The organism is Streptomyces sp. NPDC001492, assembly GCF_053597275.1.
Genome location: NZ_JBSFHW010000036.1, coordinates 70,062 through 92,971 on the forward strand (window position 1 = coordinate 70,062; position 22,910 = coordinate 92,971).

Below are 22,910 nucleotides of genomic sequence, written 5' to 3' on the forward strand. Positions count from 1 at the left end.
ACCCCCTCCATCGTACGGTCGTACGGAAGGGGGCCCAGGCCCTGAAGACCCTTACCGGCCGCTACTCGAAGCGAGCCGCCAGCAGCACCACGTCCTCATCGCTCTGAGCCGCGTCCCGCCCGTCCGGCAGGACCGTCCGCAGCACGTGGTCGGCGATCGCGTCCGGGTCGTGCCGCAGCGCCCTGGGCACACCGGCCGCCGCCGCGTGCAGCCGGGCGAAGGCGCGGTCGGTGGGGTCGCCGGTGCGGTGCAGCAGACCGTCGGTGTAGAGCAGCACCGTCTCGCCGCGCTCCGCCTGGAACTCCATGCTCGGCGCCTCCCAGCAGGCGAGCATGCCGAGCGGCGCGGACACGGACGTCTCCACGAACTCCGTGCGCCGCTCGCCGACCAGCAGCGGCGGGCAGTGCCCGGCCCCGGCCAGTGTGATCTTGCGCAGGGAGGGCTCGCAGTAGGCGAACAGGGCGGTCGCGGAGCGGGCCGGCTCGGTGAGGCGGAGCAGCAGCTCCAGATCGGACAGGACCGCCACCGGGTCCTCGCCCTCCATCACGGCGTACGCCCGCAGGGACGCCCGCAGCCGCCCCATCGCGGCGACCGCGCTCGGCCCGGAACCGGTCACCGAGCCGACCGCGAGACCCAGCGCGGCATCCGGCAGCGGCAGCGCGTCGAACCAGTCGCCGCCGCCGCGCGGGCCGGTGCGGTGGCGGGCGGCGAGCTGGACGCCGGCCATCCGGGGGAGCCGGGACGGCAGCAGCTCCTCGGCCATCGTCGTCATGCACGCGCGCGTGCGTTCCACCTCCACCAGCCGGGCCAGATGCTCGCCTGCGTAGCGGGCGTAGAGCCCGACGAGATGGCGCTGGCGCTCCAGCGGTTCGGCGGGCTCGTCGTAGAGCCAGACGGTGGCACCGAGACGGCCCGACTTCTCGCCGGCCAGGGGGAGGGCGTAGCAGGCGGCATAGCCGAGGCGGGCGGCCACCTCGCGGTGCCGGGGATCGAGCCCGTCCTCGGCGAAGAGGTCCGGCTGGGCGATCTCGCCGTCCCCGCCCGGCAGTCCCTCGAGGATGCGGCCGTAGGACATGGAACTGCGCGGCACCGTCTCGATGTGCCCGAGGTCGGCGCGGGCGAGGCCGAGGCCGATGGTGGTGTCCGGTCCGAGGCCGTCGACCGGTTCCAGCACGACGAGACCGCGACGGGCGCCGACGAGGGCGGCTCCGGCGCGCAGCAGTTCCGTCAGGGCGTCCGCGAGCGAGTCCGTGCGGTTCAGGCGTTCGGTGAGTTCATGGAGGGTCGTGAGGTCCGAGACCCAGCCGGCCAACCGGTCGGTGAGCAGCGCCCCCGGGGGGTTGGGCGGAGGGACCGGAGAGGTACCCGAGGCTGCGGGCGCGGGCGCGACAGTGTGTGCGGGCGACGGAACCGTTGAATCGATTCCGGCCACTTTCGAAGGGTGAGGGGCGTTCATGTCGTCCGGCTTCCCGACCGGTGCGTATTGCTCAAAAGCATCGCAAACCCCCATGTCATTCTGCGCCGCTAGCAGTGTCTCCACATGTACACGCACTCGTAAGGGGATGTCCAGCATTGTCCTGCCGGGATTCCTGGTGTCCATGGGCACCGAGTGATCCCCTTGCCTAAAAGCAAATTTGGCTTAAAACTGACTCGGGTAACGGGGTATTGCGGTCGACTGGGCTTGCTCGACGGAGCGTCACAGCGGTCGTGATGGGTACGTACTCGGAGAAGGCCAGGGGTGGTGGAGCGCCACCCGGAACCTGGTGACCGACTCCGGGCGTCTTAGCCACCGACGACCGAGCCCCATCCTCCCGTGGCGGAGGCGAAGAGAAATACGCGGGACGGCAAACGCCAGACTTCGCCACCCCCACGCCACGCCCATGCTTCTGATGGACGCAGCATGGACGAGGCCGCCGCGGATGCAGTCAACGTTCGGCCCATAGGGGTTCCCCTTGCCCGGGGCAGGGGTGTGATGCGCCAACAGGTACGCACAGTGAAGTGATCGACACATGGTGTGATGTGGCCCCCACGGTGTTGCCAGCGGTGCAACGGAAAGGAACGAGCGCTCATGCGCGAGATCCTCGGAAGGCGACGCAGGCTCCTGTCCAAGCGCAGCGACGGAAGGCCTGAGTTGATCAGCGCGGCCCTGACCTTCGCGACGGAATGGCAGTGGCCCGTACTCCCGGGTGTGGCGGCGGACCCGCAGGCGCGTTCCCGCTGCGGCTGTCCCGACGCGGAGTGCACGGTGCCCGGCGCACATCCCTTCGACCCCGGCCTCCTCGCGGCCACCACCGACGCCCGCATGGTGCGCTGGTGGTGGAGCAACCGCCCGGCCGCGCCCGTCATCCTGGCCACCGGCGGCAAGGCGCCCTGCGCGGTGAGCATGCCGGCCCTCGCCGCCTCGCACGCCCTCACCGCGCTCGACCGCCTGGGCATGCGCCTCGGCCCGGTCGTCGCCTCGCCGAGCCGCTGGGCGATCCTCGTGAAGCCGTACACCATGGAGCAATTGGGCGAGCTTCTCTACGCCAAGGACTTCGTCCCCGGCTCCCTCCGCTTCCACGGCGAGGGCGGCTATGTGGCCCTGCCTCCGTCCGAGACCGGCGAGGGCGAGATCCGCTGGGAGCGCGCGCCCCTGCCCGGCTCCGCCTCCCCCTGGGTCCCCGATGTCGAGGCCGTGGTGGACGCGGCCGTCGAGGCCCTCACTCGTACGGGTGTGAGCGCCCCCGAGTTGTAGGGGTCTCCGGCGCGCGCGGGACGGCACGCGCGCGCGTGCTCGTTATCTTCCGCACATGCTGCATGATCCTGGGGGACACCCCCCAGACCCCCGAATCCGTCTGCTCGCCATGGCGGGCGTAGTGGTGTGCGCAGTCGTGCTGCCGCTGGCCGTGGCATCCGCGGGACCGGCGGGCGACGAGGGGCACACCGTGGTGCGTGCCCCCGCGCGCGCATCCGTACGTGCCTCCCCGCATCCCCAGGACGCCAAGGCGCCCTCCGGCACGCCCGCCCTCCCCCACGCCCGAACAGCCTCACGCGGGGGCACTCCCACCCCCGTGCTGCTCGATCTCGGCCTGGACACAGCCGTCCGCTGCGGCCCCGAACTCACCTCCCCCGAAGGCGTCGAGGCGCAGACCTGTGTGCTCACGCAGGGCGAGGACACCTGGGCGCGCACCTACTACCGCAATGTGACCGGCAAGGCCCTGGACTCCGCACTGAGTCTCATGGGGCCCGAGGGCCGCACCGTGCAGCTGAGCTGCGCCGTGGGCGCCGAGGACGAGCCGGGAATGTGCGAGACACCGCGGCAGCACACCCGGGGCGCTCTGGACGCCTACACGGCGGTCGCGGAGTTCGCGGGGCGGGCGGGGCGCGGTCCGCTGCTGCTGCGCTCGGGGAGCAACTCCGGGAAAAACACCGGTAGTTGACGGGTCAACCCGTTCCGTAAAGGAATCGCGCGCATGAAAAGACCCGGTTGCTGGCGACGGGGGATGCACCAGCAACCGGGCTACTGGAACGGTAACAAGAGATCCGCGGTTCGCAAATTCGATCCGGGCTTTCCAGTCACGTATTTGCTTGTTCCCAGCGGGACTTGTGAGCGGAGTCACCGATTCCGAAAGCCCGGGTTCGGCTGACCGGTCGGTCAGTCGAACCCGCGCTCTTCGCTCTTCGTCAACTGAGCGTGACCTGCCGGTTGGTGAGGCCGCCGCGCGCCCGGCGCTCGTCGGCCGTCAGCGGTGCGTCCGAGGCGAGGGCCGTCGCGAGGCGCTCGGCGAACTCGGCCGCCGGCTTCTCGACGTCGTCCGCGCCGACCGCGCTCGGCAGGTCCCAGACCGGGACGGTGAGCCCGTGAGCGCGGAAGGAACCCACGAGGCGTGTGCCTTCACCGAGGTTCGACCGGCCCGCCGCGTGCAGCCGCGCGAGGGCGTCCAGAAGCTGCTCCTCCGGGTGCGGCATGACCCAGCGCAGGTGGTTCTTGTCCGGCGTCTCGCACCAGTACGCGGCGTCCACGCCGGTGAGCTTCACGGTCGGAATGGCCGCGGCGTTCGCCCGCTCCAGGGAGGCGGCCACCTCCGGCGTGGCGTTCTCGGAGTCCGGGACCCAGAACTCGAAGCCGCTGTGCACAACTGGCTCGAACGCGCCTTCGGGATCGAGCAGATCCTGCAGCCGCGGACCGTCGGCCGGAGCGCGCCGGCCCTCGACCGGGGTGCCGGGCTCCGCGGTCAGCGCGCGCTGGAGGGTGTCGGCGAGGTCGCGGCTGATGTCGCCGGACGCCGTGTCGTTCTGCAGCCCCAGCAGCACCGAGCCGTCGTCGCGGCGCAGGGCCGGCCAGGCCATCGGCAGCACCGTCGCCAGCGTGAGGGACGGGACGCCCTCGGGCAGGCCGCCCTTCAGGGGCAGATCCACCGTGGCGGCCGGCACCAGCTCACGCAGTGCCACCCAGTCGCACTCGCCCGGGAGTCCCTCGAAGGGACGGTGCACCAGCTCGGTCACCGCGTGCGCGGCGGCCCGTCCGTGACAGGCCTTGTAGCGGCGGCCACTGCCGCACGGGCACGGCTCGCGCGCGCCGACGACCGGGACCTCCCCCTGAGTGATCTGCGGGCGCTTGGCCTTCGTCTGGGGTCGCTTCTTGGCCATCGTGGGTGTCTCCCGGTTACGGCTCGTCTGGTACGGCGGGAGCCTAGCCGTTCACGCCGCGCGCCACGGGGACCTGTGGACAGCCAGGTGTTCAGTCCAGGTCGTCGAACGCGTCCGCGAAGTCCAGGCCCGGCATGGCCGGGATCCTCGACACCGTCGGCGCGGTGACGCGCGTAGCGAAGTCGTCGCGCCGCAGCCGGGCGTCCGGGTCGTGGACGTCCTTGTGCACGACGACCCACACGGTGACCTCGCCGCGGGCGTCGTCCCGTACGCCCCAGTCGTCGGCCAGCGCGGTGATGATGTTCAGCCCGCGGCCGCCGTGCGCGGTGACCGAGGGCGTGGCCGGAGCCGGGCGGGTGGGCCCGCCGCCGTCCGTGACCTCCACCGTGAGCCGGCCGCTCGGGTCCACCCGCCATGCGGCCCGGACGTCTCCGTCCCCGGCCAGGGCATCGCCCAGTGGCCGGCCGTGCTTGCACGCGTTGCTCAAGAGTTCGGAAAGAATGAGTACGGCATCGTCGATCACGGCGTCCGACACGCCGCCCGAGCGCAACTGCTCGCGCATCCGGTGTCGCGCCTCCCCCACGCCCGCAGGGCCATGGGGTACGGCCATGCTCGACGACGTGGGCACCTCCTGTGCCACCACCAACGCCACCCCCGAGACCTCCTTTGCCCCACGCCACGGTGTGGATGCCCCATTGGCCTGTACCGGAAACCGGCCAATCCACGTTCAGTGACGCATTCGCAACGATCGAATACGGAGCGAATGCGCCGGGGCACTCCCTGTAGCCGTGTGGCTGGATTTCGACTGTGGCCGAGTTGGAGGATGGTGCCCCAGTGGCCGGTGGGTCAAGGGTTCTTCACAGGTCTTTACCGGTGACGAACGGTGACGAACCGTGGTGACGAACAGTGAGGAAACGCCTCTCAGCGGCCGAGCTGACGCAGAACCGCACGTGGGCGGTTGGTGATGATGGCGTCGATGCCCAGGTCGACGCAGAGGTCCACGTCCTCGGGCTCGTTCACCGTCCACACGTGCACCTGGTGGCCGGCCGCCTTCAGGCGCTCGATGTACGCGGGGTGGTTGCGCACGATCCGGATCGAGGGGCCCGCGATCCGGACACCCGCCGGCAGCCGTCCGTCGCGCAGTCGCGGCGAGACGAACTGGAGCAGATAGACCGTCGGCAGGGTCGGTGAGGCGGCACGCACGCGATGCAGCGAGCGCGCCGAGAAGCTCATCACGCGCACGGGCGACTCGGCGGCCGAGGCCGGGGCGTCCAGCCCGAACCGTTTCAGCAGCACCAGGAGCCGCTCCTCCACCTGCCCCGCCCACCGCGTCGGGTGCTTGGTCTCGATCGCCAGCTCCACCCGCCGCCCCGCGTCGGCGACCAGCTCCAGCAGCCGCTCCAGGGTCAGGACGGAGGTGTCCTCCCGGTCCTCGGGCCGGAACTCCCAGTCGGGCTCCTCGTCGCGCGTGCGCCACAGCTCCCGCGTCTTGCGCGAACCGAAGTCCAGGGCGGCGAGATCCGCGAGCTCCAGCGCGGAGACCGCGCCCCGGCCGTTGGACGTGCGGTTGACGCGGCGGTCGTGGACGCACACGAGATGGCCGTCCGCCGTCAGGCGTACATCGCATTCGAGGGCGTCCGCACCGTCCTCGATCGCCTTCTTGTATGCGGCCAGGGTGTGCTCCGGGGCCTCTTCGGAGGCTCCGCGGTGGGCGACGACTTGAATCCGGTGCCGGCGTGCGTGGGTCACCGCGTCATGGTGCCACCGCAGCGGGGTAGTCGTGCGATCGGAGGAGCATAGATTGCGCCCCTTTTGCCTGTCATGGCCTATATAAAGAATGGCCCCGGACCCACAGGCACCGCTTATGGTGCCCTGACGGCTCATGGGAAAAGCTGACGGCATACAAAAGAACATGCACAGCTGCATCGCGCCGGACCGTCGACCAACGTGAACGAGCGTGACCGAGTGCGACCGAGAACAACAGCCGTGGACCGAGGAGAGAAGCTGTGAGCACCGAGAACGAGGGCACCGCGGTACCCCCGGCCCCGTCCGCACCCCCCGTGCCGGTGGACGCTCCCACTCCCTCGGCACCCGCCGCCCCCGAGGGGAGCGACCACACGGCCCCGCTTCCGCCCGTACCTCCGAGCGCCCCCGGCGCGCAGGAGCACACGCAGGAGCAGCAGGCACCCGCGGGCCCGGCCCCGGACGCCTCCTGGCCGCCCCCGGTCATGCCCTCCTACTCCGACGGCGGCGCCGGCGGCGCGGGCTCCGGCTGGGGCTCCTCGTACCAGCAGCAGCCCGCACCGAAGTCCGGTCGCGGCGGTCTCGTGGCCGCGATCCTGGTGGCCGCGCTGGTCGCCGGCGGCCTGGGCGGCGGCCTCGGCTACACGCTGGCCAAGAACAACGACGACAACACCGCTTCCACGACGGTCTCCGCCTCCACCAGCGGCGGCGCCGTCAAGCGGGACGCGGGCACGGTCGCGGGCGTGGCCGCCAGGGCGCTGCCGAGCACCGTCACCATCGAGGCCGAGTCCACCAGCGGCGAAGGCGGCACCGGCACGGGCTTCGTCTTCGACACCCAGGGCCACATCGTCACCAACAACCACGTCGTCGCGGACGCGGTCGACGGCGGCAAGCTGACGGCGACCTTCCCGAACGGCAAGAAGTACGACGCCGAGGTCGTCGGCCACGCCCAGGGCTACGACGTGGCGGTCATCAAGCTCAAGAACGCCCCGTCGAACCTCAAGCCCCTGGCCCTGGGCGACTCCGACAAGGTGGCCGTGGGCGACTCGACGATCGCCATCGGCGCCCCCTTCGGCCTGTCCAACACGGTCACGACGGGCATCATCAGCGCGAAGAACCGCCCGGTGGCCTCCAGCGACGGCTCCGGCAGCAGCAGTGCGTCGTACATGAGCGCCCTGCAGACGGACGCCTCGATAAACCCGGGAAACTCCGGCGGCCCACTGCTCGATGCGTCGGGCAACGTCATAGGCATCAACTCCGCGATCCAGTCCACCGGCAGCGGCGGCCTCGGCGGCTCCAGCCAGTCCGGCTCGATCGGCCTGGGCTTCGCCATCCCGATCAACCAGGCCAAGTACGTGGCCCAGCAGCTGATCAAGACCGGCAAGCCGGTCTACGCGAAGATCGGCGCGTCCGTGTCCCTTGAGGACTCCTCGAGCGGCGCGAAGATCACCGAGCAGGGCGCCGGCGGCTCCGCGGCGGTCGAGTCCGGCGGCCCCGCCGACAAGGCCGGCCTCAAGCCCGGTGACGTGATCACCAAGCTGGACGACCACGTCATCGACTCCGGTCCCACCCTGATCGGCGAGATCTGGACGCACAAGCCCGGCGACCAGGTCACGATCACCTATGAACGCGACGGCAAGTCCCACACGGTCCAGCTCACCCTGGGCGCGCGGCAGGGCGACAGCTGACACAGGCGCTGACCGACCCGTTACTCTTGTCCCCGCGCCGCGATCAGTGGGCGGCGCGGGGAGGCGTGCCCGAGCGGCCTAAGGGAACGGTCTTGAAAACCGTCGTGGCAGCGATGTCACCGTGGGTTCAAATCCCACCGCCTCCGCGCAGGTCATAGACGTGCTGGTCAGAAGGGGTGTCTCGTGCTGAGGCACCCCTTTGGCGTGGGTCCTGTCTCACCTTGATCCGGCCCTGTCGCTTTGTTGATCAGCGCGTGTGGACCAGGCGTGGACCAGCCGGTCTGTGGTGCAGATGCTTGACGTCTGCCAGCTGGTCAGGGGATATGCGGCCGTGAACGACATCAGGCGCTTTCGCGCAGTCGATGATCGGCCGTTGGCGCACCATCGACGGATCCCAGGTGCTGGCATGTCAGTGACAACGGTAGGGAAGGTGTGTACGTACTTCCAGTTCTCGGCTTTGTGCCTACGCGGCCGGAACCCGGCGAAGGGGAGTCTTCGTCTCCTCTTCATGTCGATCTGAAGAGAGACGCGTCGGGTACGTCGGCCCATGCCAAACGGGGGAACGATGACGAGTGGTACGCAGCCGGGAACGCTGATCGGTGGCCGGTACAGGCTGGACCATCGGCTAGGCGTCGGCGGGTTCGGCCAGGTCTGGCGGGCTCACGACACAGCTCTGGGCGTGGACGTGGCGGTGAAACAGGTCCATCTGGGCAGCACGCTGCCGGACAAGGAGCGCGCGGAACTACTGGCCCGCGCGGGAAGAGAGGCGCGCAACGCGGCCCGGCTGCGGGATCACCCCCATATTGTCACCGTGCATGACGTGGTCGAGGTAGACGAAGTCCCCTGGATCGTCATGCAGTTGGTGGAGGGGCACTCGCTCGCGGAGGAGCTGAAGGAACGCGGCCCGCTGGGGATCGAGCGGGCCGCTGCGGTCGCCCGGGCACTGCTCGGCGCCCTGGAGGCGGCTCACAGGGCAGGTGTGGTTCACCGGGACGTGAAGCCGGCCAACGTGATGCTCGCCGACACCGGAGAGGTGCTCCTCGCGGACTTCGGGATCGCCGTCGGGCAGACCGATCCACGCCTGACGGCGACCGCTCTCGTCATCGGGTCGCCCGGCTTCATAGCCCCCGAGCGGCTTCACGGCGCGCAGAGCGACGGCCGGGCCGACCTGTTCTCACTGGGCGTGACGCTGTACGCGGCGGTGGAGGGCGCGATGCCGTTCCCAACGGGGAATCCCACCGCCGCCCTGACCGAGCCCCCTCGCCCACCGGTGAACGCCGGTCGGCTGGCCGTTCTCATCACCGGTCTGCTGGAGAAGGACCCCTCCCAACGCCCCACCGTCTCAGAGGCGTTGGGGATGCTCACTAAGCCTCCCGAGCCTCCAGAGCCCCCTGTCAAAGGGCCGTCCAAGGAGCCGGTACCACCCCAGCCCGCGACATTCACCAACAGCCGAGCCGAGCTGAAGAAGGCATATGACGAAGATCCCTTCGGCGGCTCCGCGACCTATGGCGTGGGGTGTACAGGAATCCTCCTCGGCGGCCCCGTCGTCAGTCTCGTCTGGGCCGAACACTCTCCCTCGAATTCGGCAGGGACCTTCGTCGGGCACATGTTCATCGGCTGGGTTGCACTGACAGTGGTGTTCGGTTGCGTCTCATGGCTGGTGGGTTGGTGGCGGGGATGGCGTGATCTTTCGGATGTGGTCACCATCCACGACGACAACATCACCTTCAGCCGCTGGGTGAGGGAGAACCGGAAGCTCAAGAACTTCACGGTCCGATGGGACACGTTGGAAGCCATCACCGTCGAAAGGAACGCGGCTGGCAAGCATGAGGTCGTCGCATGGTTCCACAAGACGAACGAGCCGACGTCCAAGTGGCTGGTCGCAAACGGGGTCAGCACCCGTCAGGGCGGTGGTTTCAAGCTCTACGGACTCGACTCCGCCAGCAGTGTCGATCCCAAGCGGTTCCAAAGCAGGCTGAAGAAGTCTGCCGGGCCGCGATATGGCACCCCACAGAGCTCCCAGCGTTCCTGAACAGGGAGCGATGTGACGCGTTCGGAGACCCGTCAACTTACGAAGATGCGTCGCCTCCACATGCTGATTGCCAGTGAGGGCGACGCGTAAGTAACTCACATCGTGGCGGCGTGATCTGGCCTGGCCGGACTACTCTTCGTCTGCTGCTTCCAGAGCCCGCTCGATCTGTTCGTTCGAGTGCCGCTGGTTGCGGTGAATCGTACGCCGCCATGGCGTCCCAGCTGGCCGCCGCCGAACACTCCTTGGCCGACGAGTACGAGCGGCTGGCCGTAGGACAGCCGTCGCAGGCCGACGAGTACCAGCGTCGCGCACAACAGGCTCGCCTTACCGCGACCAACCTCCGGCCCGCGAAGCCGACCGGTGACCAGGACACCGATTGACCCGGTCAGCCCGCAGTACGCCATATGGTGAACACCAAGCGGCAGAGAAGCCGAGGTCTTCGGCGTCGGCGCCGGTGAGTGTCTAAGTGCGTGACAACGCCGACGAACAGCGGCGGACGAGCGCGGACGTCTGCGGACTATCAGCGCAGGCAGGAGGCACGCTGCCCCCAAGGCACCGCCCCTACCCAAGTTGCTTCGGGACGATGAGGTCGTGAGCTAAAGGCCGTCGCGCTCGATCAGGGAGCCGTCAGGGCCCATGGTGAAGAAGCGCGGCGGACCCATGGTTTCCCTGATCTTTTGCAGCGCCGCTTCCCGTTCCGCGGGGTCATGGCCGAGCGGATCCCGGACCCGGAAGCCGTGCAGTCGGATGCTGTCCGTGTCGATGTCGCCGGGCTCTGGGTGGCCCTCCAGTACGAAGCCGCACAGTGCTCGCAGTGCGTCTTCGCCCAGTTCCAGAGGGTGGAACGGCAGTGGGTACGGCTCTTCGTCCTCGTCCGGCCAGGGCATGACGTCGGGCGGGCGGTTTCCAGCCCAGTAGGGCAGTTCGAAGGGGAGAGGTTCGCCGATGTTCTCGATGATGCCGCTGTTGGGGGACAGGCTCAGGGAGCGGACGAGTCGGCCGTCCTCCCACACGGCGAACGCGAGCCAGTCCACGACGCTGTGCATCGCGTGCAGCACGAGCCGTCGGCCGGCGCTTGCCGCCACGAGGTGTTCCGGGAGCTCGGAGGGAAAGTCGATCATCACCCTCTGGTCGCCGATGACCTCGACGCCGGGCCAGCTCGCCGCGTACGCCGTCCCCTCCGGGGGGTACACGCCGTCCCAGAGAGTCGAGCCCTCGCTCTCCTGTATCTCCCAGCCCGGGTAGAGCCGCCGCATCAAGTCGGCCGTGCGTGCGAGGTCCGCTGTGCCCGCTTCGCGCAGCAGCCCCGGCACGTCGCCGTCTGCGTAGACCAGAAAGCCCGTCTTCGCTCCCAAAGCCCCTCCCCAGGACGTTGCCCTTGTTGGCGAAACGCCACCGTAGCCGCGCCCACTGACAACGGGAGGCCGGGCCGTCTCTGGGCCGTCCGAGGGTCGCCGAGGCCGACCAATGGCGACCGACAGTGACAGCCGAGCCGCAGACGCCCACGTCGGAACCCCAGGTCACAGCCCCCCGACCGAACGGGTTTCCTTCAGGGGGTAGCCGTCAGGCAAGATGGGGCGCTTCTTTCCGCCCGACAGCCGCGCTGTCTGGCATGTCGGGGGGACTTCCGTGATCACCGCTGTTTCGGACGGGCACGAATCGGCCTACCAGCTCCAGACGAGTCTGCTCACGCTGATCTTTGGCATAGCGCTTATCGGTGTCGGGCGGATGCTGCGGCGGACCGGACGGCTACCTGCGTATCTCGACTTCAGACAGAAGGCATCGGGCTCGCTGGTGCCGCAAGAGGGCAGGAGTGCCGGCGTCGGGAGGCTCGGCGCAGCCATGATCGCCACAGGTGGGTTCTTCCTCTTCGGTACGGTCTGCCTCCTGCTCGGCGCGCTGGGAGTGCTCGGTCCCTGATTTCCGTGCCCGTGGGCCATGTGTGGGCCAGCAGCACCCTCACGGGAGTCGAAACCGCCCCTGACCAGGACGCACGTACCGCACGCTTGGCGGTCTTGAAAACCGTCGTGGCAGCGATGTCACCGTGGGTTCAAATCCCACCGCCTCCGCGCAGACCGTAGACGTGCTGGTCAGATGGGGTGTCTCTCGCCGAGGGGCACCCCATCCGCGTGGGCCCTCTCTCGCGACCGAGGGAGTACGCCTGAGGTTGCGCTTGAACACCTTCATGAACGTTCTCCTGATCGGGCGCCCGGCGTCGTGCGCCCGGCTCGTGCGCCCGGCGTCCGACCCGAGAATCAGTGCCGACGAGTTGTCCGGACAGTGGTGACATGGCCCCAGTCGATTACCTGACCTGCGGTCAACGGACGTGCCGTCAGCCGGAGTTCGGGCTTCGGCTGCGGCCCACCGTGGCGAATGGTGGCGAATAGCCGTATCCGCGAAATCCGCCAAGTCGTGCGCGGTAGCGTCCGCCGCAGCGACTCGGTTCCGCCCCTCTGCGTCTCTCCTGCTCAGCCGCGAGCAGGGGGAACCGGGAGAGGCGGGAGGTGAGTTGATGGACCAGTCGAAGGGGCCCGTGTGGTTCCGGCGGCATCAGTGGTGGATCCGGCTGGCGCTGGAAACCCTGGCTGTGACTGGGACGATCGTGGGCTGTGTGGTGCCACTCGTGCGCTGAGGCGTGAACGAGTGGCGGTCCGGTCGGAAGGGGCTCCTGTGTGGGCCCGGCCGATCCATACCCGACCGGGCCCACCGCCCGCGTGGCCGACCCGGCTCCGGAAGCCCCCGGGGCCGGGTCGTTGCCTACACGGGAGTCATCGGAGCCCCCGCGCGACGCCATGTGCAGGGGGCGCCCAGCGCTCATCCGCGCCACGCCAATGTAGCGAGCGGCTTGATCCAGAGGATCGTTCAGGCGAAGGAATCTCCATCCTGTTAGTCACCGTTAACAGGATGAAGTCGCAGGTCAGACGCGGTCAAGCTGGCGAATCCTGGCGAAGTTCGTGATCATGCACGGGTGGTCGGTGCGTCGTGTGAGCGGGATACCGGCCGGGACTACAGCTCGCAGTCCCGTGCCAGCCCCTCCCAGTCCACCCCCCGCAACGAGCCCTCCGCATCGCACTCGCACGGCACCCGGGCACTCGGCTGGAACCAGATGACCGTCAGGGCCGAGCGGTACAGGACCGGGTCGTGGGACGGGTCCAGAGCCGAGGAGCGGAAGGAGCCGACGCAGGCGACGGACGGGAGGACCTCGACGGGGCCGAAGGCGCCCGCGTACTGGTCCGGGTATTCGCGCGGGGGCGCCACGAGGTGGACCGGGTGGGCGGGAGACGTGCGTGCGGCGGCGCCGAGCAGGCCCTCGATCACCATGTCGTTGACCGGCTTGCAGGGGTAGCCCGGCCAGTCCTCGGGCATTCCTCCGTACGTCGACGACAGCCGCAGCTCGGCGAGGTCGACCGGGCGGCCGGAGGAGAGGACCACGCGGGCCAGCGACATGGTCCGCGCTCTGGGGCGGTGGTGCATGGACGTCCTCTGCTCATGTGCTCCATGGTTCGTCCGGCCTCACGGCCGGTGCCCGGTCATCCGGGCTGCCGACGCGATCGTCGCCCGTGCCTCGCGTTCCGACAGGCCGGTGTTGAGTGCCGCGTCCAGTAAGGGGGCGACCAGGGCCGGACCGATGCCGTTCTCGTAGGCGCGGCAGGCGGCCCAGAACAGGCGGGTGTTGCGCTGTCCCTCGTGCGCGGCGAGGACGAACTGGACGAGGCCCTGGCCGTGGTCGCCCGCCGACGGGTGCGTCGAGGGGTGGACCGGGCGCGGTGGTGGAAGCAGGAGCCGCAGGAGGGCCGGCGGGCAGCTGGCGGGCGCGAGCTGGGCCGTTCCGGGTGCCGCCGTGTAGACGCCGTGGTCGGTGCGGGAGCCGGGGCCGACGAGGTAGCCGCCGGCGCCGCGGATGTCGATGCCGGGGGCGAGGCGGCCGGCGGAGTTGGGGACGGCGGCGTCGGGCGGGCCGCTCAGCCAGAGATGGCGGCCGCCGCTGGGAGTGAGGACGACGACCGTCTCGGGGATGGTGAAGAGGTGGCGCAGGGCGAGTTCGCGCAGGGCCGCCGAGGAGTCCGTACCGGATTTGGTGTCGAGGTCGACGCCGATCAGGTGGTGGGGCGGAAGGCCGCAGGCGATGCCGTAGCCGGTCGCCCAGGGGGCCGCGGCGAACAGTTCGCGGATGCGTGCCGGGTCGGTCGAGGCGTCGTACACCCCGTGTCCGAGGCGGCCGCACTCGCCGTGGCAGGCCTGGGGGGCGGGGTCGTCGCGGTGGGGGGAGCGCAGGGCCGGGAGTTTCGTCCGGGACAGGGGGATGACGGCCAGTCCGCGCTCGGCGGCTGACAGGGCGTGTGCGAGGGCCAGCGTCGTGGCCTGCCGGTCGGTGGTGGCCATGCCTCTATGTTCGTACACACGTTCGAAAAAGGGAAGAGGGGCAGGGCTCGACGCGCCGGGGCGCGGAGGTTGGCCGGAATAGTGCCGGGCCGCCGCACCCCTTGCGGCGCTTGGGATGGAAGTGTCCTGACTGTCCCGACCTGGGTGTTGGAAGTCGCGATAGGGGTTTATCGATATGTCGTAGCACTTGAGGAGGAATCGTGCGTTCCGGTGTGGTTCGCCGGGGTTCGATGGGCAACTCTGATCTTGCGACGTCGTGCACAGCACCGAGGCGGTCGGCCAACTGCCTTGGTATCAGCCGTACTTCACGTTGGTGTTCTGGAGGAACAACATGGCAAGCATCCGTACCGCCCGCGTCATCGCCGCCGTCTCCGCCCTTCCGCTGGCAGCCGCACTCTTCGCCGGCGTCGCGGCGGCGGACAACGGCGCCATCGCGGACAACGGATCGAACGCGGGTGTCGTCAGTGCCGTCGGCAGCGGTGTGGGACTCGACAACAACGGCAACTCCTCGACCACACAGCAGAACGCGGTCGGCTCCGGTGCCTCGAACCAGAGCAACACCGCCCAGGTCAAGGGCTCCGCGTTCACGGCCGTCAACCAGGGGAACAAGAACGTGGCCATCAACTTCACCGAGCTGTGGTGAGCCGGTTCGCCTGACTCGCAAGGTCAGGTGTGCTCAGGGGTGCAAGGGCGTCTGCGCGGCGGTACTTCGGTGCCGCCGCGCAGGCGTTTTCGCGTCCGGGGCGCCGACCTTGACAGTGCACTGCATCTGACGGACAGTCAGAAACTCTGGCGGGGAACGACGGAACCCGCTCGGCGGCCACGGTGTACCAGAAGTGTCGGTGAGTTGGGCGAGGCAGGAGACGGCGAGGGGGCGACGTTGAGCGAGGACGAGCTCGGGGCACGGCTCAAGGCCTACGAGGGGCGGCCCGCCGCCGTGTCCGGCAGAGGCAGGGATCCCGTCAACGCGCCCATGATCCGGCACTGGTGCGAGGCGATGGGCGACACCAGTCCGGCCTATGCGGGCCCCGACGCCATAGCTCCTCCCACCATGCTCCAGGCATGGACCATGGGCGGTCTCTCCGGCCACGAGGGACGCACGGGGGACTACGACGAGCTGCTCGATCTGCTCGACGAGGCGGGCTGCACCTCGGTCGTCGCCACCGACTGCGAGCAGGAGTACCTGCGTCCCCTGCGCCCAGGGGACGAGATCACCTTCGACACGGTGATCGAGTCGGTGTCCGAGCGGAAGACGACGAAGCTGGGCACGGGGTACTTCGTCACCACGCGGACGGACGTCCGGGCGGGCCCCGCCCTCGTGGGCACGCACCGCTTCCGCATCCTCAAGTACGCCCCCGCACGCCGGAGGAAGCCCGAGCAGCCGGCCCGGCGCCCGCGCCCCGTCGTCAACCGTGACAACGCCGGCTTCTGGGAAGGAGTCGAGCGCCACCGGCTGCTCATCCAGCGCTGCACCGACTGCGCGACCCTCCGCTTCCCCTGGCTGCCGGGCTGCAACAAGTGCGGCGGACCGGACTGGGACACGGTCGAGGCGAGCGGCGAGGGCACGGTGTACTCGTACGTCGTCATGCACCACCCACCCTTCCCGGCCTTCTCCCCGCCCTACGCGGTCGCCCTCATAGAACTCGCCGAGGGCGTACGGATGATCAGCGACGTGGTGGGAGTGCCCTACGACAAGGTGCGCATCGGAATGCCGGTGCGGCTCGCATTCCAGGTGTACGACGAGGAGTTGGTGCTGCCGGTGTTCCGCGCCCGGGAGGAGAAGGCCGTATGAGGGCCGGTGAGAAGCTGCCGCCGCTGGAGATCCCGGTCACCCGCACCCTGATCGTGGCCGGCGCCATCGCCTCCCGCGACTACCAGGACGTGCACCACGACGCCGAGCTGGCCCGGCAGAAGGGCTCCCCGGACATCTTCATGAACATCCTGACGACGAACGGCCTGGTCGGCCGCTACATCACCGACCACTTCGGCCCGACGGCGGTCCTGCGCACCGTGGCCATACGGCTGGGAGCGCCCAACTATCCCGGGGACACGATGGTGTTGACGGGGACGGTGGAGAAGGTCGTCGAGCAGGCGGACGGCGACACGGCGACGGTCCGGGTGGTGGGGGCGAACGGCATCGGCAGCCATGTCACGGGCACGGTGACGGTCACCGTCCCCGCCGCGGGCCCGGGGGGTGCCGGATGAGCGTCCGCACCCGGGACGGCCTCGGCGGCCGGGCCGCGATCGCCGGTATCGGGGCCACGGAGTTCTCCAAGGACTCGGGGCGCAGCGAGCTGCGGCTGGCCGCGGAGGCGGTGCGGGCCGCGCTGGACGACGCGGGTCTGACCCCGGGGGACGTGGACGGACTGGTCACGTTCACGATGGACACCAGCCCGGAGATCACCGTGGCCCAAGCCTGCGGGATCGGTGAACTGTCCTTCTTCTCCCGTGTCCACTACGGCGGTGGCGCGGCCTGCGCGACCGTCCAGCAGGCGGCGCTCGCGGTGGCGACGGGCGTTGCGGAGGTCGTGGTCTGCTACCGCGCGTTCAACGAGAGGTCGGGCCGCCGCTTCGGCTCCGGGGTGCAGCACCGGGAGCCGTCGGCGGAGGGCGCGGCACTCGGCTGGTCGCTGCCGTTCGGGCTGCTGACCCCGGCCTCCTGGGTGGCGATGACCGCGCAGCGGTATCTGCACACCCACGGGCTGACCCCGGAGGCTTTCGGGCAGGTCGCGGTGGTCGACCGCAAGTACGCGGCGACGAACCCGGCGGCGTACTTCCACGGCCGTCCGATCACCCTCGCCGATCACGCGGCCTCGCGCTGGATCGTCGAGCCGCTCAGACTCCTGGACTGCTGCCAGGAGACCGACGGCGGCCAGGCGATCGTCGTCACCTCGCTGGAGCGGGCCCGCGATCTGCCCCGTCCGCCGGCCGTCATAGCGGCGGCCGCCCAGGGCGCCGGCCGCGCGCAGGAGCAGATGACGAGCTTCTACCGCGACGACCTGACGGGCCTGCCGGAGATGGGTGTGGTCGCCCGGCAGCTGTGGCGTACCTCCGGGCTGACACCGGCCGACATGGATGTGGCGATCCTGTACGACCACTTCACGCCGTTCGTGCTGATGCAGCTGGAGGAGTTCGGGTTCTGCGGGAAAGGGGAGGCGGCTGACTTCGTGGCCGGGGAGTCGTTGCCGATCAATACGCACGGAGGGCAGCTGGGGGAGGCCTACCTGCATGGGATGAACGGGGTGGCGGAGGGGGTGCGCCAGCTGCGCGGGACCGCCGTGAACCGCATACCGGGGGCGGGACGGGTCCTGGTCACCGCAGGAACCGGGGTGCCCACATCCGGCCTGGTCCTGACCGCGGACGGCTGAGCGGCCGGGTCCGGGAGCGCGGGAGGCGGGGCGACCCCCAGGGGTCATCCCGCAGTACCCCGGGGCCGCTCGTCCACCTACAGGAGGTGCAGCTGCCTCCACCCCTACAACCTGAGGCGGACTCGGCTTCGGGACCTGCGGCCGATGAGCCGGAGGCACCCTCGCTCATAGCGTGGAGCCATGACCACACCCGTCTGCACCAGCGCTTCGACCGCTGCCGAACCGGCGGCGCTGACCCTCCCGTATCCGTCGTTCGCGTCGTACGTGAGGGCCCGGCAGCCGGTGCTGCTGCGTACCGCCCGGTCGCTGACCGCGAACCCGAGCGACGCGGAGGACCTGCTGCAGACCGCGCTCACCAAGACGTATGTCGCCTGGGAGCGGATCGAGGACCACCGTGCGCTCGACGGCTATGTGCGCCGGGCGCTGGTCAACACGCGGACCTCGCAGTGGCGCAAGCGCAGGGTCGACGAGTTCGTGTGCGAGGAGCTGCCCGAGCCGGAGCCCCTGCCCGGCGGGGACGACCCGGCCGAGCAGCAGGCGCTGCACGACGCGATGTGGCGGGCGATCATGAAGCTGCCCGCCCGGCAGCGGGCGATGGTCGTCCTCAGGTATTACGAGGACCTGAGCGAGGTCCAGACGGCCGAGGTGCTCGGCGTGTCGGTGGGTACGGTGAAATCGGCGGTGTCGCGTGCGCTGGGCAAGCTGCGCGAGGATCCCGAGCTGGGGCTTGTGCGGTAGTGCGGCTCCCTGGTGCGCACGACTCCCTCGCGGGTCGGGAGCACTGTCAGCGCGGTCATGACCATGCCCCGGGAGCCGCGTCTGCGCAGCGCAACGTGCGCACTCAGGTCGTGGGGCGGGTCAGTCGGTCGAGGGTTGCCTGGTCAGTGGAGGCTCCGTCGGGCCCGGGGAGGGTGGGGTGAAGAGCACGGCTCGGGCCACCTTCGGGGCGTACAGCGACGTGAGCGGGGTGGTCAGGCAGAGGGCGGCGCGGAAGGCCTTCCCAATGGTCGGGTCGCTGGGGTAGCGGGCTGCCAGGCGGCGCATGTACCAGGCCGTCAGGCGTTCCTCCGGGCGGGGCTTGAGGGCGTTTCCGGTGGCACCCGGCATGGCCTTGTCCGCTCCGGCCGAGATGGCCCAGGCCTGGCGGGATGCCGCGAGGAGCGCCTGCTGCACGCGGCGCGTTGTGGAGGTTCGCCGGGCGGTCAGCGCGTCCCGCAGGGCTGTCGCGCTCATGGCCGCCACGGACATGCCCTGGCCGTAGATCGGGTTGAACGTGCAGAGCGCGTCGCCGATCGCCAGGAAGCCGGCCGGACGTCGGCCGGGAAGGTCGTAACGCCGTCGTACGTTCGCGGTCTGCCGGAAGCCGAAGACCGGTGACAGGGGTTCGGCGGCGCTCAGCCAGCGGATCAGGGGCGGGTGCGGCAGCCTCTTCGCGTACGCCTCGAACTCCTCCTCGTCCGTGGGCGGTTCGTCACCGCGCAGACCCGAGAAGGTGACCAGGTACGTGCCGTCCTCCAGCGGCAGTACGCCACCGCCGTACACCTGGGTGGGGTCGGGGACGACGTAGTAGCCGAGCGCGTGGGAGCCCAGGCTTTCGTCGGTGTCGCGGTAGACCCGCGTGGCGTAGGCGAGGCCCGTGTCGTTGGTTTCCTCCGGCGGGGCGTCCGCCCCGATCTCCTCCAGCCATCGGGGGGCCCTGGTGCCGCGGCCGGACGCGTCCACGACCAGGTCGGCCTCCAGCGGCCGCCCGCTGTCGCGGGCGCCTTCGCCGCGCTCGCGCAGCAGCACACCCCGCACCCGCCCGGCATCGCCCAGCAGGCCGACCACGTCCGTCCGCTCGACCGCGGTGATCCGGGGGTTGGCCAACACCCGCCGACGTACCAGCTGTTCGAGCTGGGCGCGGGAGCCGGTGTAGATGTACGTCTGAGCGGGCAGCCGCCGCAACCAGGATCCGCCCTGCCACTGGACCATGTCCTCCGGCAGGCCCATGGCAGGGGATCCCGCCGTCCGTAACTCGTCCATGAAGCCCGGCAGAAGTGCCTCCAGGGCTCGCTGTCCGCCTTCCAGCAGGACGTGGGGATGACGGCCCTGCGGAACGCCGGGCCGCGGTCCGGGGCCGGCCGGGAATCCGTCGCGTTCCACGACCGTCACCCGGTCGGCGTGTGCGGCGAGGACATGGGCGGCCAGCAGGCCGGCGAGGCTGCCTCCGACGACGACCGCGTGCCTGCGTCCGGGATCCCGTGGCTGCACCGGAACCCCCGTCCCGTCCCCACTCTTCGCGGCCTGCTGGTGGTTCATCGATGTCGCTCCTCGTCGTCAGCGATCCCGAGCCGGGGGTGAAGCCGAATGAAAACGATCAGTACCACAGTCCGCCGGAGCGGACGACGTGAATGTCCCATGCCTCACTCGAGGACGGCCCGAGCCCAGGTCCACCGGGACGCGCCAAGGTCGATCGATCCGATCAGCGGCGTCAAGCAGGAGGCAGGATGCACGCACAGGCTCCCCAGGGGACCGGACTCGTCTCTCGGTCGGCCGGGCTGGCCGAGCTGGCCCGTCGCAGAGCCCCGGACGCGCACGAACAGCGCCGACTGACCCCCGACGTGGTGGCGCGGATGCTGGAGACCGGGTTCGCCCGGCACTTCGTGCCGGCCGCGCAGGGCGGTACCGAGGGCACGTTCGAGGAGTTCAGCGACGCGATCATCACCGTGGCCGAGGGCTGCGCGGCCACCGCCTGGTGTGCCTCGGTCGCGTCGAGTCTGGCCCGGATGGCCGCCTTCCTCCCGCCGGAGGCGCATGCGGAGATCTGGGGCGACGGACCCGACGCCTTCGTGGTCGGCTCCCTGTCCCCGCTCGGTCGGGCCAGGCCCGTGCCGGGCGGCTGGCGGGTGACCGGCTCCTGGGCGTACATCAGCGGCGTCGACCACTCCGACTGGGCCGTGGTGTGCGCCGTCGTACCGAGGGACGGCGACACACAGGAAGGGCCCCCGCCGGCACGGCTGTTCGCGCTGCCGCGCTCCGAGTACGCGGTCAAGGACACCTGGACCGGATCCGGCATGCGCGGTACCGGCAGCAACACGCTGATCGTCGACGAGGTGTTCGTGCCCGAGGTGCGCAGCGTGGAACGGCAGCGGCTCTTCGACGGGCAGCCGCTCGCCTCGTCGGCCGACTGTCACACCGTGCCGATCCAGGCCGTCAACGGGCTGTCCTGCGCGCCGGCCGCCGTCGGCGCCGCCCGGGCCGCGCTCGGGCTGTGGACCGGCGCCACCGCTGAGCGGCTGGCGCGCGGCGGTGGCCGCCCAGGGGTACCCGGCCCTGCCCGGAGCACCTACGAGGCGGTCCTGACGCGCAGCGCCGGCGAGATCGACGCCGCCGTACTGCTGCTGAACAGGACCGCCCGGACCGCGGACCAGGGCGCGCGGGTCACCCCCGAGGAACTGGCCCGCAACATGCGCGACTACGCGATGTCGACCGAGTTGGTGCTGAACGCGGTCAACCGGATGTTCTCCACCGCCGGGACCTCCGCGCACAGCACCGACAGCCTGCTGCAGCAGGTCTGGTGCGACGTCAACTCCATGGCCACGCACATCGCCCTGGCCTTCGATCCGGCTGCGACGCTGTTCTCGTCGTATGCCTTCGCCCGCTGACCGGCGCCACTTCGGCCCCGTGTCGCCCGGACCGCGTCGGCCCGTACGCACGCGTACGGGCCGACGCCGTGCGTGGACTCCGAGAAGGGCCGGTCCAGGCCGAGCGGGAGGACGAGAACCGGCCATCCTCCCGGGCGGCATGGGGGGCGGATTCAGGGGCCGGGATCGCTTCCCAGCGTGCGGCAGGCGGCTTGCGCAGGGCTCGAGGATGGCTGGATGCAGTGGTTCGAGCTGCTCTCCAGGCCCTTTCGAGCCACGGGGCCAAGACTGCGGCGCAGCACGTGGGAAAGGCCCGTACCCGAGTCGAGGAGTGAACGGCATGCTGGACGCGGATACTTTCCGCAAGGTCTTCGGCACGTTTCCGACCCCTGTCGCGATCGTCACCGCGCTCGACGAGGACGGCGGTCCGCGCGGCTTCACCTGTAACGCGTTCTCCGCGGTGTCCGCGGCGCCGCCGCTGCTCCTCGTGTGTGTGGGCAAGGGGTCCAGGACGCTGCCCGCCATGCTGTCCACCGGGGTGTTCGCGGTGAACTTCGTCGCCCACCGGGGCCGGGACACGGCCCGGCTCTTCGCCGGGAAGGCCGCGCGCAAGTTCGACGAGGTCGCCTGGCGCGGCGGGCTGTCGGGGGTTCCGGTGCTCTCCGAGGCCGCGGTGGCCTACGCCGGCTGCACGCTCGTGCAGTCCGTGGAGGCGGGCGACCATCTGCTGATGATCGGGCGGGTCGAGGAGAGCGAGGTCTTTCCCCGCCCGGCGGTCCTCTACCAGCAGGGCGAGTTCGGGATGTGGGAGCCGGGCCCCCGCCTGGCCGTCCAGCGGCACTGAACGGTGCCCCCAAGCAGCCGTGCCCGCGCGGCAGCACACGCTCAAGGCGGACTCGAGCCGTCCGGGACATCGTGATCGCGTCAATACGGTGGACCCCACACGGAGGCCGATCATGAGCGCGGTTGTCAGCAGCGATCTCTACTTCCAAGTGCAGCACTTCTACGCCCGGCAGATGCAGGCGCTGGACAACGGGCGGCTGGAGGAGCACGCGAACACGTTCACCAAGGACGGCAGCTTCGCGCTCGTCCCGGGCAAGGAGGCAGCGGTCGGTCCGGACGCCATCCTCGAGGAACTGCGCTCGTTCGTAAAGCAGTTCGAGAACAACCCCACGCAACTGCGCCACCACTTCAACCAGATCCTGCTCGACCCGCAGGACGACGGCAGTGTCGTCTCCACCGTCTACGCCCTGATCGTGCAGGTACGGCCCGACCAGCAGCCGGAGATCATGGTGAGCGTCGTCCTCCACGACGTCATCGATGTGACGGGTGACCGGTTCCTGCTGCGCTCCCGCTCCGTCAGCTACGACCAGATGGCCTGATCCGGCTGTCCGCACGGCGTCCTGGGCCCGGGGCGACGCCTTGGCCCAGGACGCCCGCGCCA

At 70.1% G+C, this 22,910-nt stretch carries 22 protein-coding genes and 1 tRNA gene; 15 read left to right on the plus strand and 8 right to left on the minus strand.

All coding sequences use genetic code 11. From position 1 onward, the window contains the following. Window positions 1-61: 61 nt before the first annotated feature. Window positions 62-1,573: a PP2C family protein-serine/threonine phosphatase gene (locus ACWC1K_RS35790; protein WP_450837131.1), complete on the minus strand. Its 1,512-nt coding sequence runs from the start codon at window positions 1,571-1,573 to the stop codon at window positions 62-64. A 495-nt stretch (window positions 1,574-2,068) separates the two neighbouring features. On the opposite strand from ACWC1K_RS35790, the gene ACWC1K_RS35795 reads away from it, so the two are divergent. Continuing rightward, the gene (locus ACWC1K_RS35795; protein ID WP_351477720.1) at window positions 2,069-2,734 is read left to right on the plus strand and encodes a bifunctional DNA primase/polymerase; all 666 of its coding nucleotides are present in this window, start codon (window positions 2,069-2,071) and stop codon (window positions 2,732-2,734) included. A gap of 55 nt (window positions 2,735-2,789) precedes the next feature. Beyond that, complete coding sequence (locus ACWC1K_RS35800; protein WP_450837089.1) at window positions 2,790-3,419, plus strand: hypothetical protein; 630 nt, start codon at window positions 2,790-2,792, stop codon at window positions 3,417-3,419. Window positions 3,420-3,663: 244 nt separating this feature from the next. Here ACWC1K_RS35800 and ACWC1K_RS35805 read toward each other — a convergent pair whose 3' ends face one another. The 3 genes from ACWC1K_RS35805 to ACWC1K_RS35815 form a co-directional block, all read right to left on the minus strand. After that, window positions 3,664-4,629 carry a DUF5926 family protein gene (locus tag ACWC1K_RS35805; RefSeq protein ID WP_450837090.1) on the minus strand — a complete coding sequence of 322 codons (966 nt, stop codon included), beginning with the start codon at window positions 4,627-4,629 and terminating at the stop codon, window positions 3,664-3,666. A gap of 91 nt (window positions 4,630-4,720) precedes the next feature. Beyond that, entirely contained in the window at window positions 4,721-5,281 is a 561-nt protein-coding gene (locus ACWC1K_RS35810; RefSeq protein ID WP_450837091.1) for an ATP-binding protein, read from the minus strand. 269 nt (window positions 5,282-5,550) lie between these two features. Continuing rightward, window positions 5,551-6,378, minus strand: a complete 828-nt coding sequence (locus tag ACWC1K_RS35815; RefSeq protein ID WP_030938712.1) for a glycerophosphodiester phosphodiesterase — start codon at window positions 6,376-6,378, stop codon at window positions 5,551-5,553. A gap of 257 nt (window positions 6,379-6,635) precedes the next feature. Between ACWC1K_RS35815 and ACWC1K_RS35820 the strand changes: the two genes are divergently transcribed. The 4 genes from ACWC1K_RS35820 to ACWC1K_RS35835 all read left to right on the plus strand — a co-directional run bounded on the left by ACWC1K_RS35820 (window position 6,636) and on the right by ACWC1K_RS35835 (window position 10,472). Continuing rightward, the gene (locus ACWC1K_RS35820; RefSeq protein WP_450837092.1) at window positions 6,636-8,060 is read left to right on the plus strand and encodes a S1C family serine protease; all 1,425 of its coding nucleotides are present in this window, start codon (window positions 6,636-6,638) and stop codon (window positions 8,058-8,060) included. Window positions 8,061-8,119: 59 nt separating this feature from the next. Beyond that, window positions 8,120-8,206, plus strand: a tRNA-Ser gene (locus tag ACWC1K_RS35825). Between the two features lie 419 nt (window positions 8,207-8,625). Continuing rightward, a complete protein-coding gene (locus tag ACWC1K_RS35830) occupies window positions 8,626-10,092 on the plus strand; it encodes a serine/threonine-protein kinase (protein WP_450837093.1) in 1,467 nt (488 codons plus the stop codon). A 209-nt stretch (window positions 10,093-10,301) separates the two neighbouring features. Then, window positions 10,302-10,472: a hypothetical protein gene (locus ACWC1K_RS35835; protein WP_450837094.1), complete on the plus strand. Its 171-nt coding sequence runs from the start codon at window positions 10,302-10,304 to the stop codon at window positions 10,470-10,472. Window positions 10,473-10,688: 216 nt separating this feature from the next. Here ACWC1K_RS35835 and ACWC1K_RS35840 read toward each other — a convergent pair whose 3' ends face one another. Next, window positions 10,689-11,447: a DUF6928 family protein gene (locus ACWC1K_RS35840; RefSeq protein ID WP_450837095.1), complete on the minus strand. Its 759-nt coding sequence runs from the start codon at window positions 11,445-11,447 to the stop codon at window positions 10,689-10,691. A gap of 274 nt (window positions 11,448-11,721) precedes the next feature. On the opposite strand from ACWC1K_RS35840, the gene ACWC1K_RS35845 reads away from it, so the two are divergent. Next, window positions 11,722-12,012, plus strand: coding sequence for a hypothetical protein (locus ACWC1K_RS35845; protein WP_450837096.1), 291 nt, complete (start codon window positions 11,722-11,724; stop codon window positions 12,010-12,012). 1,086 nt (window positions 12,013-13,098) lie between these two features. On the opposite strand, the gene ACWC1K_RS35850 is transcribed toward ACWC1K_RS35845, so the two are convergent. Further along, on the minus strand, window positions 13,099-13,566 hold the full coding sequence (locus ACWC1K_RS35850) for a hypothetical protein (protein ID WP_450837097.1): 468 nt from the start codon (window positions 13,564-13,566) through the stop codon (window positions 13,099-13,101). Between the two features lie 39 nt (window positions 13,567-13,605). Then, a complete protein-coding gene (locus ACWC1K_RS35855) occupies window positions 13,606-14,475 on the minus strand; it encodes a bifunctional DNA primase/polymerase (RefSeq protein ID WP_450837098.1) in 870 nt (289 codons plus the stop codon). A gap of 331 nt (window positions 14,476-14,806) precedes the next feature. On the opposite strand from ACWC1K_RS35855, the gene ACWC1K_RS35860 reads away from it, so the two are divergent. The 5 genes from ACWC1K_RS35860 (at window position 14,807) to ACWC1K_RS35880 (ending at window position 18,581) form a co-directional block, all read left to right on the plus strand. After that, the gene (locus tag ACWC1K_RS35860) at window positions 14,807-15,118 is read left to right on the plus strand and encodes a hypothetical protein (protein WP_450837099.1); all 312 of its coding nucleotides are present in this window, start codon (window positions 14,807-14,809) and stop codon (window positions 15,116-15,118) included. A 237-nt stretch (window positions 15,119-15,355) separates the two neighbouring features. Beyond that, on the plus strand, window positions 15,356-16,267 hold the full coding sequence (locus tag ACWC1K_RS35865; RefSeq protein ID WP_450837100.1) for a bifunctional MaoC family dehydratase N-terminal/OB-fold nucleic acid binding domain-containing protein: 912 nt from the start codon (window positions 15,356-15,358) through the stop codon (window positions 16,265-16,267). Continuing rightward, window positions 16,264-16,680, plus strand: a complete 417-nt coding sequence (locus ACWC1K_RS35870; protein ID WP_450837101.1) for a MaoC family dehydratase — start codon at window positions 16,264-16,266, stop codon at window positions 16,678-16,680. The genes ACWC1K_RS35865 and ACWC1K_RS35870 overlap by 4 nt, the downstream gene beginning before the upstream one ends. Then, the gene (locus tag ACWC1K_RS35875) at window positions 16,677-17,843 is read left to right on the plus strand and encodes a lipid-transfer protein (RefSeq protein ID WP_450837102.1); all 1,167 of its coding nucleotides are present in this window, start codon (window positions 16,677-16,679) and stop codon (window positions 17,841-17,843) included. The genes ACWC1K_RS35870 and ACWC1K_RS35875 overlap by 4 nt, the downstream gene beginning before the upstream one ends. A 180-nt stretch (window positions 17,844-18,023) precedes the next feature. Continuing rightward, window positions 18,024-18,581, plus strand: a complete 558-nt coding sequence (locus ACWC1K_RS35880; RefSeq protein ID WP_450837103.1) for a SigE family RNA polymerase sigma factor — start codon at window positions 18,024-18,026, stop codon at window positions 18,579-18,581. A 120-nt stretch (window positions 18,582-18,701) separates the two neighbouring features. Here ACWC1K_RS35880 and ACWC1K_RS35885 read toward each other — a convergent pair whose 3' ends face one another. After that, complete coding sequence (locus ACWC1K_RS35885) at window positions 18,702-20,141, minus strand: NAD(P)/FAD-dependent oxidoreductase (protein WP_450837104.1); 1,440 nt, start codon at window positions 20,139-20,141, stop codon at window positions 18,702-18,704. Between the two features lie 188 nt (window positions 20,142-20,329). Here ACWC1K_RS35885 and ACWC1K_RS35890 point away from each other — a divergent pair, with 188 nt between their 5' ends. From ACWC1K_RS35890 to ACWC1K_RS35900, 3 genes are all read left to right on the plus strand, one after another. Continuing rightward, window positions 20,330-21,487 (plus strand): hydrolase, encoded by a 1,158-nt coding sequence (locus tag ACWC1K_RS35890; RefSeq protein WP_450837105.1) that lies wholly within the window; start codon window positions 20,330-20,332, stop codon window positions 21,485-21,487. A gap of 319 nt (window positions 21,488-21,806) precedes the next feature. Continuing rightward, the gene (locus tag ACWC1K_RS35895) at window positions 21,807-22,310 is read left to right on the plus strand and encodes a flavin reductase family protein (protein WP_450837106.1); all 504 of its coding nucleotides are present in this window, start codon (window positions 21,807-21,809) and stop codon (window positions 22,308-22,310) included. Window positions 22,311-22,422: 112 nt separating this feature from the next. Continuing rightward, entirely contained in the window at window positions 22,423-22,848 is a 426-nt protein-coding gene (locus ACWC1K_RS35900) for a nuclear transport factor 2 family protein (RefSeq protein ID WP_450837107.1), read from the plus strand. The last annotated feature ends 62 nt before the right edge of the window (window positions 22,849-22,910 follow it).